The 15,587-nt window shown below is 67.4% G+C and carries 13 protein-coding genes and 2 tRNA genes; 12 read left to right on the forward strand and 3 right to left on the reverse strand.

Annotated elements, in window-relative coordinates; genetic code table 11:
* Positions 1 to 21 precede the first annotated feature (21 nt).
* From dnaA to F4553_RS21885, 5 genes are all read left to right on the forward strand, one after another.
* Complete coding sequence (gene dnaA, locus F4553_RS21865) at positions 22 to 1,653, forward strand: chromosomal replication initiator protein DnaA (RefSeq protein WP_184838801.1); 1,632 nt, start codon at positions 22 to 24, stop codon at positions 1,651 to 1,653.
* A gap of 646 nt (positions 1,654 to 2,299) precedes the next feature.
* Positions 2,300 to 3,433 (forward strand): DNA polymerase III subunit beta, encoded by a 1,134-nt coding sequence (dnaN, locus tag F4553_RS21870; RefSeq protein WP_184838803.1) that lies wholly within the window; start codon positions 2,300 to 2,302, stop codon positions 3,431 to 3,433.
* Positions 3,434 to 3,491: 58 nt separating this feature from the next.
* Positions 3,492 to 4,364 (forward strand): phosphogluconate dehydrogenase (NAD(+)-dependent, decarboxylating), encoded by an 873-nt coding sequence (gnd, locus tag F4553_RS21875; RefSeq protein ID WP_184838805.1) that lies wholly within the window; start codon positions 3,492 to 3,494, stop codon positions 4,362 to 4,364.
* Position 4,365: 1 nt separating this feature from the next.
* Positions 4,366 to 5,475, forward strand: coding sequence for a DNA replication/repair protein RecF (gene recF, locus F4553_RS21880; protein WP_184838807.1), 1,110 nt, complete (start codon positions 4,366 to 4,368; stop codon positions 5,473 to 5,475).
* On the forward strand, positions 5,462 to 5,989 hold the full coding sequence (locus F4553_RS21885) for a DciA family protein (protein WP_184838809.1): 528 nt from the start codon (positions 5,462 to 5,464) through the stop codon (positions 5,987 to 5,989). Before recF ends, F4553_RS21885 begins: the two co-directional genes overlap by 14 nt.
* 69 nt (positions 5,990 to 6,058) lie before the next feature.
* Here F4553_RS21885 and F4553_RS21890 read toward each other — a convergent pair whose 3' ends face one another.
* Positions 6,059 to 6,613, reverse strand: coding sequence for a hypothetical protein (locus F4553_RS21890; protein WP_184838811.1), 555 nt, complete (start codon positions 6,611 to 6,613; stop codon positions 6,059 to 6,061).
* Between the two features lie 293 nt (positions 6,614 to 6,906).
* Between F4553_RS21890 and gyrB the strand changes: the two genes are divergently transcribed.
* The 6 genes from gyrB to F4553_RS21915 all read left to right on the forward strand — a co-directional run bounded on the left by gyrB (position 6,907) and on the right by F4553_RS21915 (position 12,718).
* Positions 6,907 to 8,844, forward strand: a complete 1,938-nt coding sequence (gyrB, locus tag F4553_RS21895) for a DNA topoisomerase (ATP-hydrolyzing) subunit B (RefSeq protein WP_184838813.1) — start codon at positions 6,907 to 6,909, stop codon at positions 8,842 to 8,844.
* A 43-nt stretch (positions 8,845 to 8,887) separates the two neighbouring features.
* A complete protein-coding gene (gyrA, locus tag F4553_RS21900) occupies positions 8,888 to 11,425 on the forward strand; it encodes a DNA gyrase subunit A (RefSeq protein ID WP_376776239.1) in 2,538 nt (845 codons plus the stop codon).
* A 3-nt stretch (positions 11,426 to 11,428) separates the two neighbouring features.
* The gene (locus F4553_RS21905; protein WP_184838815.1) at positions 11,429 to 12,229 is read left to right on the forward strand and encodes a DUF3566 domain-containing protein; all 801 of its coding nucleotides are present in this window, start codon (positions 11,429 to 11,431) and stop codon (positions 12,227 to 12,229) included.
* Between the two features lie 133 nt (positions 12,230 to 12,362).
* Positions 12,363 to 12,436: transfer RNA gene (locus F4553_RS21910), tRNA-Ile, on the forward strand.
* Positions 12,437 to 12,475: 39 nt separating this feature from the next.
* Positions 12,476 to 12,604: a DLW-39 family protein gene (locus tag F4553_RS40205; protein ID WP_221469969.1), complete on the forward strand. Its 129-nt coding sequence runs from the start codon at positions 12,476 to 12,478 to the stop codon at positions 12,602 to 12,604.
* 38 nt (positions 12,605 to 12,642) lie between these two features.
* A tRNA-Ala gene (locus F4553_RS21915) sits at positions 12,643 to 12,718 on the forward strand.
* Between the two features lie 130 nt (positions 12,719 to 12,848).
* Here the strand turns inward: F4553_RS21915 and F4553_RS21920 are convergent.
* Positions 12,849 to 13,919, reverse strand: a complete 1,071-nt coding sequence (locus F4553_RS21920; RefSeq protein WP_221469970.1) for a CapA family protein — start codon at positions 13,917 to 13,919, stop codon at positions 12,849 to 12,851.
* Positions 13,920 to 13,952: 33 nt separating this feature from the next.
* Positions 13,953 to 14,639: a DsbA family oxidoreductase gene (locus F4553_RS21925; protein WP_184838817.1), complete on the reverse strand. Its 687-nt coding sequence runs from the start codon at positions 14,637 to 14,639 to the stop codon at positions 13,953 to 13,955.
* A gap of 70 nt (positions 14,640 to 14,709) precedes the next feature.
* Here F4553_RS21925 and F4553_RS21930 point away from each other — a divergent pair, with 70 nt between their 5' ends.
* Positions 14,710 to 15,477 (forward strand): SGNH/GDSL hydrolase family protein, encoded by a 768-nt coding sequence (locus F4553_RS21930; protein WP_184838819.1) that lies wholly within the window; start codon positions 14,710 to 14,712, stop codon positions 15,475 to 15,477.
* Positions 15,478 to 15,587 lie beyond the last annotated feature (110 nt).

The following is a 15,587-nucleotide window of genomic DNA, read 5'->3' on the forward strand; positions in this document are numbered from 1 at the left end:
AACCATGGTTGGGGGCGGACAGTGGGAGACCTCGGAGCGGTCTGGGAGGCCGCGATCGACGAACTGACCGATCAGATCGTCTCCCCACAACAGCGCGCCTACCTGCGGTTGGCCCGGCTTCGCGCGATCGTCGAGGACACCGCGCTCCTCTCGGTGCCCGATGCCTTCACCCGGGACACGATCGAGCTGCGGCTCCGCCCGGCGATCACCGACACCCTCTCCCGGATGCTCGGCCGCCCGATCCAGGTCGCCGTCACCGTCCGGCCGCCCGACGACGGGACGGCGCGCGTGCCATATAACGCCTACGGCGTGGCACAGCAGGCGCAGCTCGTCGAGGAGCCCCGGCACGAGCCGGCCCCGATGGCGGTCGGCGGATATCCGGTCCAGCACCGGCAGCCCTCGCCGCACCAGCAGCACCCGGGTCACCAGCACGCGCCGATCACCCCGGCCGCCGAGGGGGAGAACGCCCTCTTCGCCGTGCCGACCCAGGACAACCGCCGGGAGCACGAGGCGGTCGTCGAGTCCGGCCCCGAGAGCGGCCCCGGCCGGGTACGCGAGCCGGTGGACCCGCGTACCAGCCCGCTCAACGGCGATCGGCGCGGTCCGGCGCCGGCCGACGCCTCGGGCGGCAACAAGCTCAACCCGAAATACATGTTCGAGACCTTCGTCATCGGCTCGTCCAACCGGTTCGCGCACGCCGCCTCCGTGGCGGTCGCCGAATCGCCCGCGAAGGCCTACAACCCCCTCTTCATCTACGGCGACTCCGGGCTGGGCAAGACCCACCTGCTCCACGCCATCGGCCACTACGCCCAGCAGCTCGGCAACGCGCGCGGCGTTCGCTATGTCTCCACCGAAGAGTTCACCAACGACTTCATCAACTCCCTGCGCGACGACAAGACCAACGCGTTCCAGCGCCGCTACCGCGATGTCGACATCCTGCTGATCGACGACATCCAGTTCCTGGAGAACCGCGAGCGGACGCAGGAGGAGTTCTTCCACACCTTTAATACCCTCCACAACGCCAACAAGCAGATCGTCATCACCTCGGACCGGTCGCCGAAGCAGCTCTCCACTTTGGAGGACCGGCTGCGGACCCGCTTCGAGTGGGGCCTGCTCGCCGACATCCAGCCGCCGGACCTGGAGACGCGGATCGCGATCCTCCAGAAGAAGGCCGCCCAGGAGCGCCTCTTCGCGCCGCCGGAGGTGCTGGAGTTCATCGCGTCGCGGATCTCCAGCTCGATCCGGGAGCTTGAGGGCGCCCTGATCCGCGTCACGGCGTACGCGTCGCTGTCGCGGTCCTCGGTGAGCCTCGCGATCGCCGAGGAGGTGCTGCGCGACTTCATCCCGGCCGACGCGGCACCGGAGATCACCGCCGACCAGATCATGGTGTCCACTGCGGACTACTTCGGCGTGAGCCTGGAGGACCTGCGTGGACACTCCCGCTCCCGCGTGCTCGTCAACGCCCGCCAGGTCGCCATGTACCTGTGCCGTGAGCTGACAGACCTGTCGCTGCCCCGCATCGGGCAGGCCTTCGGCGGTCGTGACCACACGACGGTGATGCACGCGGATCGCAAGATTCGCCAGCAGATGGCGGAGCGACGCTCGCTCTACAACCAGATCGCCGAGCTGACCAACCGGATCAAGCAGATCTGACGAGGGTCGCCCGCGCTACATCTAGTGGGTCGGTCCGCTGTGGACCACACCGAGTTATCCACGATCTGGGGATAACGCCTGTGGATTGCCTGTGGACGAGTGTGGACAAAGAAAATGCCCTGTGGATTTACTGTGGACAACTGCTCATGATCTGTGGATAGACCTCCAAGATCTGTGGATATGCCTGTGGGCAGAGGTACCCCGGTTATCCCCAGCCCTGGGGGTAACCCCGGTGGATATCCTGTGGACAGCCTGTGGGAAACCGGTCATCCCTGTGCACAGAGCGCGCCTTGTGGATAAGTGCCTCAGTTATCCACCGGGTTATCCACCGGTTGTCCACCGGGGTGCAGGTGTCCTGAGCAGCAAATACGAGAGTTATCCCCAGTATCCACAACCCCTATTACTACGACGTTAGTTATCTCTAAGAAGGTAAAAATCAAATCTTCGGGGTTGTGGAAGTTGTGGACGTCCCGGTTGGTCGACACCCCAGGGGGCGCCGAGGAGCCTGTCGGAGGGGCGCCATATCGTTGCCGTCGGTGAGTCGAAGGCAATCGTGGAGAATTCACCTCGGCCTGGCCACCCTCGACGAGGCAGTCAGCCGTTAGTCAGTCAGATGAAGCCCGAGACCGATCCCCGGAGGCCTGGCATGAAGTTCCGTGTGGAGCGCGACGCGCTTGCCGATGCTGTCGCTTGGACCGCGAAGAGCCTGCCCAGTCGCCCGTCCGTCCCCGTCCTCGCCGGTGTGCTGTTGCGCGTCGCCGATGGCCGGCTGCACGTGTCGGGCTTCGACTACGAGGTGTCGAGCCGGGTCGAGGTGACTGTCGAGGCTGACGCCGACGGTGCCTCGCTCGTCTCCGGTCGTCTGCTCGCCGAGATCACCAAGGCGCTCCCGGCCAAGCCGGTCGAGATCGCCGCCGTCGGTGCGCATCTCGAGCTCGTCTGTGGCAGTGCCCGGTTCACCCTGCCGACGATGCCCGTCGAGGACTACCCGACCCTGCCCGACCTGCCCGCCAGCGCCGGCACCGTCGAGGCGTCGGTTTTCGCCTCGGCCGTCGCCCAGGTCGCTATCGCCGCCGGTCGCGACGAGACCCTGCCGATGATGACCGGTGTCCGGCTCGAGCTGACCGGCGACACGATCGCCCTGCTCGCCACCGACCGCTACCGGCTCGCCGTCCGCGAGATCAAGTGGTCGCCGCGCGACCCCGAGATCAACACGACGGCGCTGGTGCCAGCCCGCACGCTTGCCGACACCGCCAAGACGCTCGGCCCGCTCGGCGGAGAGGTCACCGTCGCGATGGCGACCGGTGGCGCGGGCGAAGGCATGATCGGCTTCGCGGCCGGCACCCGCCACACCACGAGCCGCCTGCTCGACGGGCAGTCCTACCCGCCGGTGCGCTCGCTCTTCCCGGCGAGCTTCAACGCCGAGGCGAAGGTGCCGGTCTCGGCGCTCGCCGAGGTCGTCAAGCGTGTCTCCCTCGTCGCCGAGAAGGCGACCCCGATCCGGCTGAGCTTCAGCGAGGACGGCCTCGTCGTCGAGGCCGGCGGCACCGAGGAGGCTCGGGCGAGCGAGGCGATGGAGGCCACCTTCACCGGCGAGCCGCTCACCATCGCCTTCAACCCGCAGTATCTGATCGACGGGCTCGGCGCTCTCGGAGCCCCCAACGCGCTGTTCGGATTCACCGATCCGTTCAAGCCTGCGGTGCTCATGCCGGCCGGCGATGACGGCGAGGTCATCACCGGCTACCGCTACCTGATCATGCCGATCCGGGTGGGGCGCTAGAGCGTCAGCGATAGCCTGATCGGGACCGGGACGATATCCACTCCCCTGCGAGGTAAAAATGCAACTCGGACTCATCGGCCTCGGCAAGATGGGCGGCAACATGCGCGACCGGCTGCGCGAGGCCGGTCACGAGGTCGTCGGCTTCGACCAGAACCCAGAGATCTCGGACGCGACCAGCCTGGACGACCTCATCGGCAAGCTGTCCGCGCCGCGCGTGGTCTGGGTGATGGTCCCGGCGGGCGTCACCGAGGCGACGATCGACCAGCTCGCGCCGCTGCTCAGCGCCGGTGACGTGGTCATCGACGGCGGCAACTCCCGCTTCTCCGACGACGGTCCCCGGGCCGAGCGGCTCGGTGCCCTCGGCATCGGCTACGTCGACGCGGGTGTCTCGGGCGGCGTCTGGGGCAAGCAGAACGGCTACGCGCTGATGGTCGGCGGTGCCGACGAGCACGTCGCCCAGGCGATGCCGATCTTCGAGTCGCTCAAGCCCGAGGGCGAGTTCGGCTTCGTGCACGCGGGCGGCGTCGGTGCCGGTCACTACGCCAAGATGGTCCACAACGGTATTGAATACGGACTCATGCACGCCTACGCCGAGGGCTACGAGCTGCTGGAGAAGTCCGAGTTCGTCAAGGACGTGCCCGGGGTCTTCAAGTCGTGGCGTGAGGGCACGGTCGTCCGGTCCTGGCTGCTCGACCTGCTCGACCGGGCTCTCGACGAGGACCCCACCCTCGCCAGCCTGCGCGGTTACGCCGACGACACGGGCGAGGGCCGCTGGACCGTCGAGGAGGCGATCCGCCTGGCGGTGCCGATGCACGTCATCTCGGCCTCGCTCTTCGCCCGGTTCGAGTCGCGCCAGGAGGACTCGCCCGCGATGAAGGCGATCGCCGCCCTGCGCAACCAGTTCGGCGGCCACGCCATCCACAAGTCCTGACATGTACGTTCGCCGGCTGGAGCTCGTCGACATCCGCTCCTACGCGAGCGTTGGCGTCGATCTCCAGCCGGGGGCCAACATCCTGGTCGGACCCAACGGCGTCGGCAAGACCAATCTCGTCGAGGCGCTGGGCTACGTCGCCACCCTCGCGAGTCACCGCGTCTCCAACGACGCGCCCCTGGTCCGGTCGGGTGCGGCGACCGGGGTGATCCGGTGCGCCATCGTCCACGACCATCGCGAGCTGATGGTCGAGCTCGAGATCGTCCCCGGCAAGGCCAACCGAGCGCGCCTCGGCCGCTCCCCGGTCCGCCGGGCCCGCGACATCCTCGGCGCGCTGCGGCTCGTGCTCTTCGCACCCGAGGACCTCTCCCTCGTCCGGGGCGACCCCGCCGAGCGTCGCCGTTACCTCGACGACCTGCTGATCCAGCGCCAGCCCCGGTTCGCCGGGGTGCGTGCCGACTACGAGCGCGTCCTCAAGCAGCGCAATGCCCTGCTGCGGACCGCCTACCTGTCGCGCAAGGTCGCCAAGGCGGCCGGTGACCTCTCCACGCTCGACGTCTGGGATCACCACCTCGCCGATTACGGCGCCGAGCTGCTGCAGGGCCGGCTCGCCCTCGTCGCCGCGCTCGCACCCCACCTCGCCAAGTCCTACGACGCGGTCGCCGAGGGCAAGGGGAGTGCTCACCTGACCTATAAGGGGACGGTGGCGGAGCCGACGCGCGAGGCACTGCTCGCCGCGCTCGCCGAGGCCCGCAAGTCCGAGGTCGAGCGGGGAGTCACCCTGGTCGGCCCGCACCGCGACGACCTCGCTTTCGGCCTGGGCGAGCTGCCGGTCAAGGGCTACGCGAGCCACGGCGAGTCCTGGTCGTTCGCCCTCGCGCTGCGGCTCGCCGCCTATGACCTGCTCCGAGCCGACGGAATCGAGCCGATCCTGGTGCTCGACGATGTCTTCGCCGAGCTCGACACCGGTCGGCGGGAGCGGCTCGCCGGTCTCGTCGGCGACGCCGCCCAGGTGCTGGTCACCTGCGCGGTCGGTGCGGACGTGCCGCCGTCACTCGGTGGATCCTGGTATTCCGTCCGCCCCGGAGAGGTGCTGCGTGACGAGCGCTGAGAAGTCGACACCTGAGCCCTTGCCCGCCAATGTCAAGGGCCCGGAGCTCGCTCGCGCCGTCCTGGACGCAGCTCAGAAGCGCAGGCTGGCGGCGGGTCGGCGTACCCCCGACAAGAAGGACTTCCGACCGCGCGGCTATAGCGGCGCTGGCCCCGACCCCCGCGACCCGGCGCTCTTCGGCGATGTTCTCGCCAAGCTGCTGAAGTCGCGGGGCTGGCAGCAGCCCGCGGCCGAGGGCCGGGTCTTCGGCGCCTGGGAGAAGGTGGTCGGGCCGGACATCGCGGCGCACTGCCGCCCGATCAAGCTGGAGGAGAAGGAGCTGACCGTGGAGGCCGAGTCGACGGCCTGGGCGACGCAGCTCCGCATGCTCTCCGGTCGGATCATCAAGAGCATCGCCGCCGAGGTCGGCCACAACGTCGTGATCAAGCTGAGAATCCACGGCCCGGCTGCGCCGTCGTGGTCCCGTGGGCCGCTCCGGGTGAAGGGAAACGGCCCCGGCGACACCTATGGCTGAGGAGAGCCCGGTCGGTATGTGCGGCGCCTGGTCGGCTGAGCGAAGCCGCCGCACCGCCGGAGGCGGTGCCTAAAACTCTGCGTAGACGGCGAAGCCCTTGTCGGCGCAGCGGCGGTAGAAGCTGGCCAGCACCGACAGCTCGGAGAGCGGAAAGCTCCACTGCGGCGTGCCGCCCTCCTCGTCGAGGAGCGAGGTGAGCCGACCGTCAAGCCAGTTGAGCTGCTGCTCGGCGAGGCGTGCTCCGCTCAGGGCGGACTTCAGGACCGCCGCGACCGTCTCGAACGTGACGGTCTCGCCGTGGGGGGCATGACCCGCCACGAACTTCTCCAGCCCGCCGGCGATCCAGGCACAGGTGTCCGGGTCGATGACCGGGTCCTCGTCCTCCGCCGCGGCTTCTGTCGCATAGAGGACACCGCCGAGGCCGAGGAGCAGGTCCACCAGCTCGGTGTAGGCGGTGGCGCGCACCGTGCCGGTCCGTGCGATGTGCCCCGCGAGCGCCGCCGTCGGTGCCGCGGTGGCGGCCGTCTCGGCGATCTCGGCGAAGTCGACGAACTCGGCCGGGGCGACCGGGTCATAGAACCGGCCGGTCGCCGGCCACTGCACGGCGACGTTGTCCAGCCCCATCTCACAGCCCTTTCGTAGAGCCCTGCGCAAGTTTTGCGCGAACGGCAGGAAACTACGGCATAAGGCCGACAACGCGCGACCCCCGGACGGGCAGAGTCTTCTCTGACGCCTCATCGCGACCGGGTCACAGGTGTTCGTGCGTGGGGGGAGTTGCGGCCGGGCGATTTTGAGGCCCTACGGGGCTGTCAGGTGCCCGCACGGTGGTGTGGACGCGTGCTTGTCGGTCCAACCAAGTAGGATGTCGACGGGCCGAAGGCCTAAGACGTACGAGCGGGACAAGAGAGGGACGACGCGTGAGCGCGAAACAACCCCAGGACAACTACACCGCATCCTCCCTAGTAGCCCTCGAGGGTCTGGAGGCGGTGCGCAAGCGGCCGGGCATGTATATCGGCTCGACGGGCGAGCGGGGTCTGCACCACCTCGTGTGGGAAGTGGTCGACAACTCGGTCGACGAGGCGCTCGCCGGGTTCTGCGACACCATCGAGGTCTCCATCCTCGCTGATGGCGGCGTGCGGGTCGTCGACAACGGTCGTGGCATCCCGGTCGACATCCACCCCAAGCTCAAGAAGTCCGGCGTCGAGGTGGCCCTCACCCAGCTGCACGCCGGCGGCAAGTTCGAAGGCAAGGCCTACGCGGTCTCCGGCGGTCTGCACGGCGTCGGCATCTCCGTGGTCAACGCCCTCTCCACGCGCGTCGAGATCGAGGTCCGCAAGGCCGGCTTCCACTGGTTCCAGTCGTTCGCCAACACGAAGGCCGTCGCCGACCTGACCAAGGGCGAGCCGACCAACCTGACCGGCACGACCGTGACGTTCTGGCCGGACCCGACGATCTTCGAGACCACCGAGTTCGTCTTCGAGACGATCTACCGGCGGATCCAGGAGATGGCGTTCCTCAACCGGGGCCTCACCATCCAGCTGCGCGACGAGCGCGGCGAGGAGGTCCGCGACGTCACCTTCTGCTACAAGAACGGCATCTCGGACTTCGTCCGTCACCTCAACCAGACCAAGAGCCCGATCCACAAGTCCGTGGTCGAGTTTATGGCCGACGGCGAGGGCATGTCCCTCGAGGTGGCGATGCAGTGGAACGAGTCCTACGGCGAGTCGGTCTACACGTTCGCCAACACGATCAACACCCACGAGGGTGGTACGCACGAGGAAGGCTTCCGTGCGGCGCTGACGACGATCGTCAACAAATACGGCAGCGACAAGAAGATCCTCAAGGGTGACGAGAAGCTCTCGGGCGAGGACATCCGGGAGGGGCTCGCCGCGATCGTCTCGGTGAAGCTCTCCAACCCGCAGTTCGAGGGTCAGACCAAGACCAAGCTCGGTAACACCGAGGTCAAGGGTTTCGTGCAGAAGGTCGCCAACGAGTGGCTGGCGGACTGGCTGGAGCGCAACCCGGCCGAGGCGCGGACCATCATCACGAAGGCCTCCCAGGCGGCCCGGGCGCGCATCGCCGCTGCTCAGGCTCGCAAGCTGGCCCGCCGCAAGTCGCTGCTGGAGTCCGGTTCGATGCCGGGCAAGCTCGCCGACTGCCAGTCGACCGATCCCCGGGTCAGTGAGCTCTTCATCGTCGAGGGTGACTCCGCCGGTGGTTCGGCGAAGCAGGGTCGTGACCCCCGGGTGCAGGCGATCCTGCCGATCCGCGGCAAGATTCTCAACGTCGAGAAGGCCCGCATCGACCGCGTGCTCAAGAACAACGAGGTCCAGGCGCTGATCACCGCCCTGGGCACCGGCATTCACGACGAGTTCGACATCGAGAAGCTGCGCTACCACAAGGTGGTGCTGATGGCCGACGCCGACGTCGACGGCCAGCACATCCAGACCCTGCTGCTCACGCTGCTCTTCCGCTTCATGCGGCCGCTCGTGGAGCTCGGTCACATCTACCTGGCCGCGCCGCCCCTGTTCAAGATCAAGTGGAACAAGAAGGGCGACGACTTCCAGTACGCCTACTCCGACCGCGAGCGTGATGGCCTCATCGCGCTGCGCCAGGAGAAGAAGGCCAACGCCAAGCCGGACGACATCCAGCGGTTCAAGGGTCTGGGCGAGATGAACTACCCGGAGCTGTGGGAGACGACGATGGACCCCGGCACCCGGACGCTTCGCCAAGTAACTCTCGATGATGCTGCAACCGCGGACGAGTTGTTCAGCGTATTGATGGGCGAGGACGTCGAAGCTCGGCGGTCGTTCATCCAGCGCAACGCCAAAGACGTGCGCTTCCTGGACATCTGACCCGTTCGCCGACGTTCATCTTTTAACCTGAGGACTAAGAAACGTGACTGAGACTCCGTTCGAGGAGAACTCCGATACACCGGCGCCCATCGACGGCGAGCCGGTGCTCGGTATTGAGGACCACGGGGCCGGCGGCCGGGTCGTGCCGGTGGGTCTCGAAGTGGAGATGCAGCGGTCGTACCTCGACTACGCCATGAGCGTGATCGTGGGCCGGGCGCTCCCGGATGTCCGGGACGGCCTGAAGCCCGTGCACCGCAAGATCCTCTACGCCATGTACGACGGCGGCTTCCGTCCCGACCGCGGCTACTTCAAGTGCGCCCGTGTCGTCGGCGAGGTCATGGGCAACTACCACCCGCACGGTGACTCCTCGATCTACGACGCGATGGTCCGCATGGCCCAGCCGTGGTCGCTGCGCTACCCGCTGATCGACGGCAACGGCAACTTCGGCTCCGCGGGCAACGACCCCGCCGCCGCCATGCGTTACACGGAGTGCCGGCTCTTCCCGCTCGCCATGGAGCTCCTGCGTGACATCGACGAGGACACCGTCGACATGCAGCCGAACTATGACGGCCGTAACCAGGAGCCGACGATCCTGCCGGCCCGCTTCCCGAACCTGCTGGTCAACGGCTCCGAGGGTATCGCGGTCGGCATGGCGACCAAGATCCCGCCGCACAACCTGCGCGAGGTCTGCGCCGCCGTCCAGTGGTCGCTGGCGAACCCGGAGGCCGACGAGGCCGAGACCCTCGATCACGTCCTGACGATCATCAAGGGCCCGGACTTCCCGACCAGGGGAATGATCGTCGGGCTCCAGGCGATCGAGGAGGCCTACCGGACCGGCCGCGGTTCGATCCGGATGCGGGCGGTCGTCGACGTCGAGGAGGACAAGCGCGGTCGCGCCTGCCTCGTCGTGTCGGAGCTGCCCTACCAGGTCAACCCCGACAACCTCGCCGAGCGCATCGCCGACCTGATCAAGGAGGGCAAGCTCGTCGGGATCGCCGACATCCGTGATGAGTCCTCCGGGCGTACCGGCATGCGCATCGTCCTGGTCCTGAAGCGCGACGCGGTCGCCAAGGTCGTGCTGAACAACCTCTACAAGCACACCCAGCTCCAGGAGACCTTCGGCGCCAACATGCTGGCCCTGGTCGACGGGGTTCCGCGCACGCTCAACATCGCGCAGTTCATCCGCCACTACGTGGTGCACCAGATCGAGGTCATCACCCGGCGGACGGCCTTCCGGCTGCGCAAGGCCGAGGAGCGCGCCCACATCCTGCGCGGTCTCGTCAAGGCGCTGGACCTGCTCGACGAGGTCATCGCCCTGATCCGGCGGTCGCCCACGGTCGACGAGGCGCGCCAGGGCCTGATGCAGCTCCTGGAGATCGACGAGATCCAGTCGACGGCGATCCTCGACATGCAGCTGCGGCGCCTCGCCGCGCTGGAGCGTCAGAAGATCATCGACGAGCTCGCCAAGATCGAGCTGGAGATCGCCGACCTCAAGGACATCCTCGCCAAGCCCGAGCGGCAGCGGCAGATCGTCTCCGAGGAGCTCACCGAGATCAGCAACAAGTGGGGCGACGAGCGTCGTACCAAGATCATCCCGTTCGACGGCGAGGTCTCCATGGAGGACCTCATCGCCCGTGAGGACGTGGTTGTCACGATCACCCGCACCGGGTACGCCAAACGGACAAAAGCTGACCTTTACCGCTCGCAGAAGCGCGGCGGCAAGGGCGTCTCCGGTGCCTCGCTGCGCCAGGACGACATCGTCAGCCACTTCTTCGTCTGCTCGACGCACGACTGGATCCTCTTCTTCACCAACAAGGGCCGGGTCTACCGTGCCAAGGCGTACGAGTTGCCGGAGGCGTCTCGCGTCGCCAAGGGCCAGCACGTCGCCAACCTGCTCGCCTTCCAGCCGGACGAGCAGATCGCCCAGGTGATCGAGATCCAGAACTACCAGGTGGCCCCATACCTGGTGCTGGCGACGAAGTCCGGTCTGGTGAAGAAGACGGCTCTGACGGACTTCGACTCCAACCGGACGGGTGGCATCATCGCCATCAACCTGAAGGACGATGATGAGCTGGTGGGTGCAGCTCTGATCTCCTCGGAGAACGATCTGCTCCTCGTCAGCAAGCACGCTCAGGCGATCCGCTTCAACGCGACCGACGAGGCACTGCGGCCCATGGGCCGGGCCACGTCGGGCGTGATCGGCATGCGGTTCGGCGACGGCGACGAGCTCCTCGCCATGGAGGTCGTGATCGGAGATATGGACGTTTTGGTCGCCACGAACGGCGGTTATGCCAAGCGGACGCCGATCGACGAATATCCTGTGCAGGGTCGGGGTGGTAAGGGCGTATTGACCGCGAAGATCACGGAACGCCGTGGCGCGTTGGTCGGTGCGGTCGTTATCAGCCCAGAGGATGAGCTCTTCGCCATCACCAGCAACGGCGGCGTCATACGAACTCCGGTGAAGCCTGTACGTCGCACGCGAGATCGGAACACAATGGGTGTCAAGCTCATGGACCTCCCAGAGGGCGTAACTCTCGTCGCAATTGCACGCAATGCAGACGAGCCGGACGAACAGGACTAGTGGATGACGGAGACACAGGCGATGTCGGGGGCCGCGGGGACCCCGGCGAACCCGGTCGAGGAGGAGGGCACCGTCAGCGGTGCTTCCGCGACCGGCCGGGCGGCAGTCGGCCGTGCAACAGTCCCCGCCGAGAGCACCACCACGTCAGCCAGCCCGAGTGGCGCCTCGACCTCGACTGAGGCCGAGTCCCCGTCACAGGTGTTGGCCGAGTCGAGCTCGACCACGTTCAGCCGACCTCCCGGCATCGCGCCGCCGGAGCCGGATGGCGAGGTGACCTCGACCAGCCGCACCGGCTCGGTCGCAGGTTCCGAGACGGCGACGGGTGGCAAGTCCGCCCTGAAGTCCGTCACGGCAGCCGGCCAGCTCGGCGCGGCGCGAGTCACGGAGGCCGTCCGGGCAGCGCGCTCCAACGTCACTTCGGCTGCCTCGCGTGGCCCCCGACGCGCGCGGCTCGCCCTCAAGCGGATCGACCCGTGGTCGGTGATGAAGTTCTCGTTCGCCGTGTCGCTGGTCCTGTTCCTCGTGATCATCGTGGCGACCGCCGTGCTCTACCTGGCGCTCGACGCGATGCACGTCTTCGACTCGATCAACGGCAGCCTCGGCGAGCTGATCCAGTCGGGTGGCGGCACGAACGCCAACGGTGGCTTCCAGATCACCGCCGGTGGTGTCATCGGCACGTCAGCGCTGATCGGTGCGGTCAACGTGGTGCTCTTCACCGCGCTCGCCACGCTCTCCGCGTTCATCTACAACGTCTGTGCCGACCTGGTCGGCGGGATCGAAGTCACCCTCGCAGAGCGGGACTGACCTTCGTTGACTGTGGCCGGGACGCTCAGCGTCCCGGCCACAATCGTGCCTGGTGGAGGGCGTGCGGCGTGGCGAGGCGATACCGATTTGAGGACCGCCCGCCAAGTGCGGTAAGGTTCGTTGTCGCTGCAACGGGGCTATAGCTCAGTCGGTTAGAGCGCAGAGCTGATAACTCTGAGGTCGATGGTTCGATTCCATCTAGCCCCACTCACCCCGCCCGGCAAGACGCTGTTGAGGTGGATCTTTATGTGGAAGAAGCTCCTGATCGTGGTCAGCGTCATCGGCGCAGCCGCCTTCATCGCCAAGAAGGTGAAGGACGCCAACGATGAGCGGGCCCTCTGGCACGAGGCCACCACGGCACCCGATCTTCGCTAGCTTCTGATCGCCAATCCGGCCGGGGAGACCCGGCACCCGGGGCCTTAGCTCAATTGGCAGAGCACCGCCTTTGCAAGGCGGGGGTTAGGAGTTCGATTCTCCTAGGCTCCACCAGCTAGAACATTACGTGTAGCACTCCCCGATCCCGGGCATGATCACGTGGTTTCCGGGAAATAACCCCCTCGTGGGCCCCTTGAGGGGCCAGTTTCCGGGAAACAGCGCGATCAAGAGTCGTGGCGCATCGTCACCCGACCCCGCCGAGAGCGGTGATCCGCTTATAGGGAGCCGATCCGGGTGCCGGGAGCGTGAGCCGGTCCGGGTCGAGCTGCATCCAGACCGGGATCGCCTCGGCCGAGGTCGCGGTCCAGTGGCCCGGGGACGTCTCGGTGAAGGCGAACCGGGGCATGATGCCCTCGCGGTTGGCGTTGATCGGGTCGGCGTGGTGGGCCACCTGGTTGCCCATGCCGTAAGCGACCCACTTACCGTTGATCTTCGACATGGGCTGCACGACGTGGGCGTGGCAGCCGAGGATCAGGTCGATGTCGGGTGAGGCGAGCAGCTTGCGGGCCAGGTTGACCTGGGCGGAGCTCGGCTGGTGGGCGTATTCGGTGCCCCAGTGCAGGCTGACCACGACGATCCCGGCACCGGCCGCGCGAGCACGATGCGCCTCGGCGAGGATCTCGTCGGCGTCGATGAGGTTGGCGATCCACTCCTTGCCCGCCGGACGTTTCATGCCGTTGAAGCCATAGGTGTAGGAGAGCTGAGCGATCTTCACCCCGCGCACGTCGAGCAGGTTGGGCTTGGCGCGCTCGGCCGCGGTGCGAGCAGTGCCGGTGTGCGCGAGACCGATCCTGTCGAAGGCGTCGAGGGTGCGCTTGATGCCGTCCTGGCCGCCGTCGAGGCTGTGATTGGACGCGGTCGAGCACGTGTCGTAGCCGAGTTCGCGCAGCTCGGTGATGATCTGCGGCGGCACGAGGAAGTTGGGGTAACCCCGAAAGGGCCCGCCTGGTGGGGCGACCGGCGTCTCCAGGTGGCAGATCGCGAGATCACTGCTCTCGATCAGCGGCCGCACGGCGCCGAAGAGCGGCCCGAAGTCGTAGTCACGCCCGCCTCCGTCGCGCTTGGCCTGCGCCCACAGGTCGGGGTGCAGGAGCACGTCGCCCGAGCCGAGGATGGTGATGGTCCGCGGTGCCGCACCGGCCCGAGGCGTCGCGGGCGCCGCCCCGGTGGGCACGACGCCCGTCGCCGCCGGCTCCGCTGTGCAGCCGGCCAGGGCAAAGATCAAGATCGCTGCGGCGGTACGCCTACCAAGCACCACCGCACACTAGCGCGCAGCCGGCCCTCGTCCTCAGCAGGTCTCGTCGGTGCAGACCTCGCCGCCACCCGCCGTGACCAGGGAGATCGGCTGCTTCGCTTCGCGCTTGCGGACCTCCTGGAGCACCTGCAGCAGGGTCGCCGGATCCTGTGCCCCGGTGACCGAGTATTTCCCCTCGAAGATGAAGGTCGGCACGCCGGTGATCCCGAGCTCGCGAGCGCTGGCGAGATCACTGCTCACGGCAGCGGCGGCTTCGGGCGAGAGCAGTGCTTCGCGTACCAATCCCTCGGGGAGGCCGACCGCGACGGCGCGCGAGACGAGGACCTCGGCCGAGCCGAGATCGAGGCCGTCGGTGAAGTGCGCGGCATAGAGCGACTCGACCAGCTCGTGCTGCACCCCGTGCTCACCGGCGAGCCAGATGAGCTTGTGCGCGTCGATGGTGTTGGCGGAGATCGCCCGATCGAAGCGCATGTCCAGCCCGACCTGAGCGGCGACACCGCTGACCTGCTGGAACATTCGCATCGCCTGGTCCCGGCCCCCGAAGCGCTTGCCGATGTATTCGGCGGTCGGGACGCCTTCGGACGTCGCCGAGGGGTCGAGCTGGTAGGCCCGCCACTTCAGCGACACCTCGCCGTCGAACTCCTCGAGGGCGGCGAGCAGCTTGCGCGTGCCGATCCAGCACCAGGGACAGACCACGTCAGAATAAATTTCGATCTCCACGGTGTGAGTCAACATCACATTTCCCGAACCCATTCCGCGAGGTGCCTCACACCGGTGGCACACTCGGATCGTGGCTTGGAGCAGGTACGCAGCGCTGGGTGACAGCTTCACGGAGGGGATGGACGACCCCCATCCCGCAACTCCCGGGATCTTCCGAGGATGGGCCGACCTCGTGGCGGGGGAGTTGTCGAAACTCACCCCGGACTTCGGATACGCCAACCTCGCCGTTCGCGGGCGGCTCTTCGACCGCATCGTGACCGAGCAGGTCGGCCCGGTGCTGGAGATGAAGCCCGACCTGATCAGCTTCGCGGCCGGCGGCAACGACGTGCTGCGCCGCAACTGCGACCCGCCGACCCTGATGAAGCGGTTCGAGGGGGTCATCGGCGAGCTGCGCGGCAGCGGTGCCGACGTGCTGATCTTCCGTTTCGCCGACGTGATGTCGCGGCTGCCCGGCAACAAGCTGATCGCGCCACGGATCCTCTACCTCAACGAGGCGGTCGGCGAGATCGCCGAGCGGCAGGGAGCCCGGCTGGTCGATCTGTGGGCCGACGGCGAGTTCGCCAATCCGGCGATGTGGAGCACGGACCGGCTGCACATGTCGCTCTTCGGCCACCAGCGGGTCGCCGCGCATGTGCTGACCAAGCTCGACGTGCCGCCGCCCGCGCAGTGGTGGGAGCTGCCGCCGTGGCCGGGGCGCAAGTCGTGGGCCCGGACCCGTGCCGACGACATCCAGTGGGCGGGCAAGCACCTCGCCCCCTGGGTGAAGCGCCGCCTCCAGGGGCGCTCCTCGGGGGACAACGTGATGCCGAAGCGCCCGACGCTGGGCCCGCTCACCTGAGCTCGCGCCGGGTTTCCGCGCCGACGTTCGCATGATCGTGTTGTCTCCCGGAAATATGCCCCTCCACCCGCAGGTGAGGGGCATATTTCCCGGAAACAACACGATCATCC

Origin of the sequence: Allocatelliglobosispora scoriae (assembly GCF_014204945.1) — a bacterium.
In the GTDB taxonomy this organism is placed as follows: domain Bacteria; phylum Actinomycetota; class Actinomycetes; order Mycobacteriales; family Micromonosporaceae; genus Allocatelliglobosispora; species Allocatelliglobosispora scoriae.

Bases quoted from the DNA above. Each gene is read 5' to 3' on its own strand.
- dnaN (WP_184838803.1), top strand. From the start codon at position 2,300: ATGAAGTTCCGTGTGGAGCGCGACGCGCTTGCCGATGCTGTCGCTTGG.
- gnd (WP_184838805.1), top strand. From the start codon at position 3,492: ATGCAACTCGGACTCATCGGCCTCGGCAAGATGGGCGGCAACATGCGC.
- recF (WP_184838807.1), top strand. From the start codon at position 4,366: ATGTACGTTCGCCGGCTGGAGCTCGTCGACATCCGCTCCTACGCGAGC.
- F4553_RS21890 (WP_184838811.1), bottom strand. From the start codon at position 6,613: ATGGGGCTGGACAACGTCGCCGTGCAGTGGCCGGCGACCGGCCGGTTC.
- F4553_RS21905 (WP_184838815.1), top strand. From the start codon at position 11,429: ATGACGGAGACACAGGCGATGTCGGGGGCCGCGGGGACCCCGGCGAAC.
- F4553_RS40205 (WP_221469969.1), top strand. From the start codon at position 12,476: ATGTGGAAGAAGCTCCTGATCGTGGTCAGCGTCATCGGCGCAGCCGCC.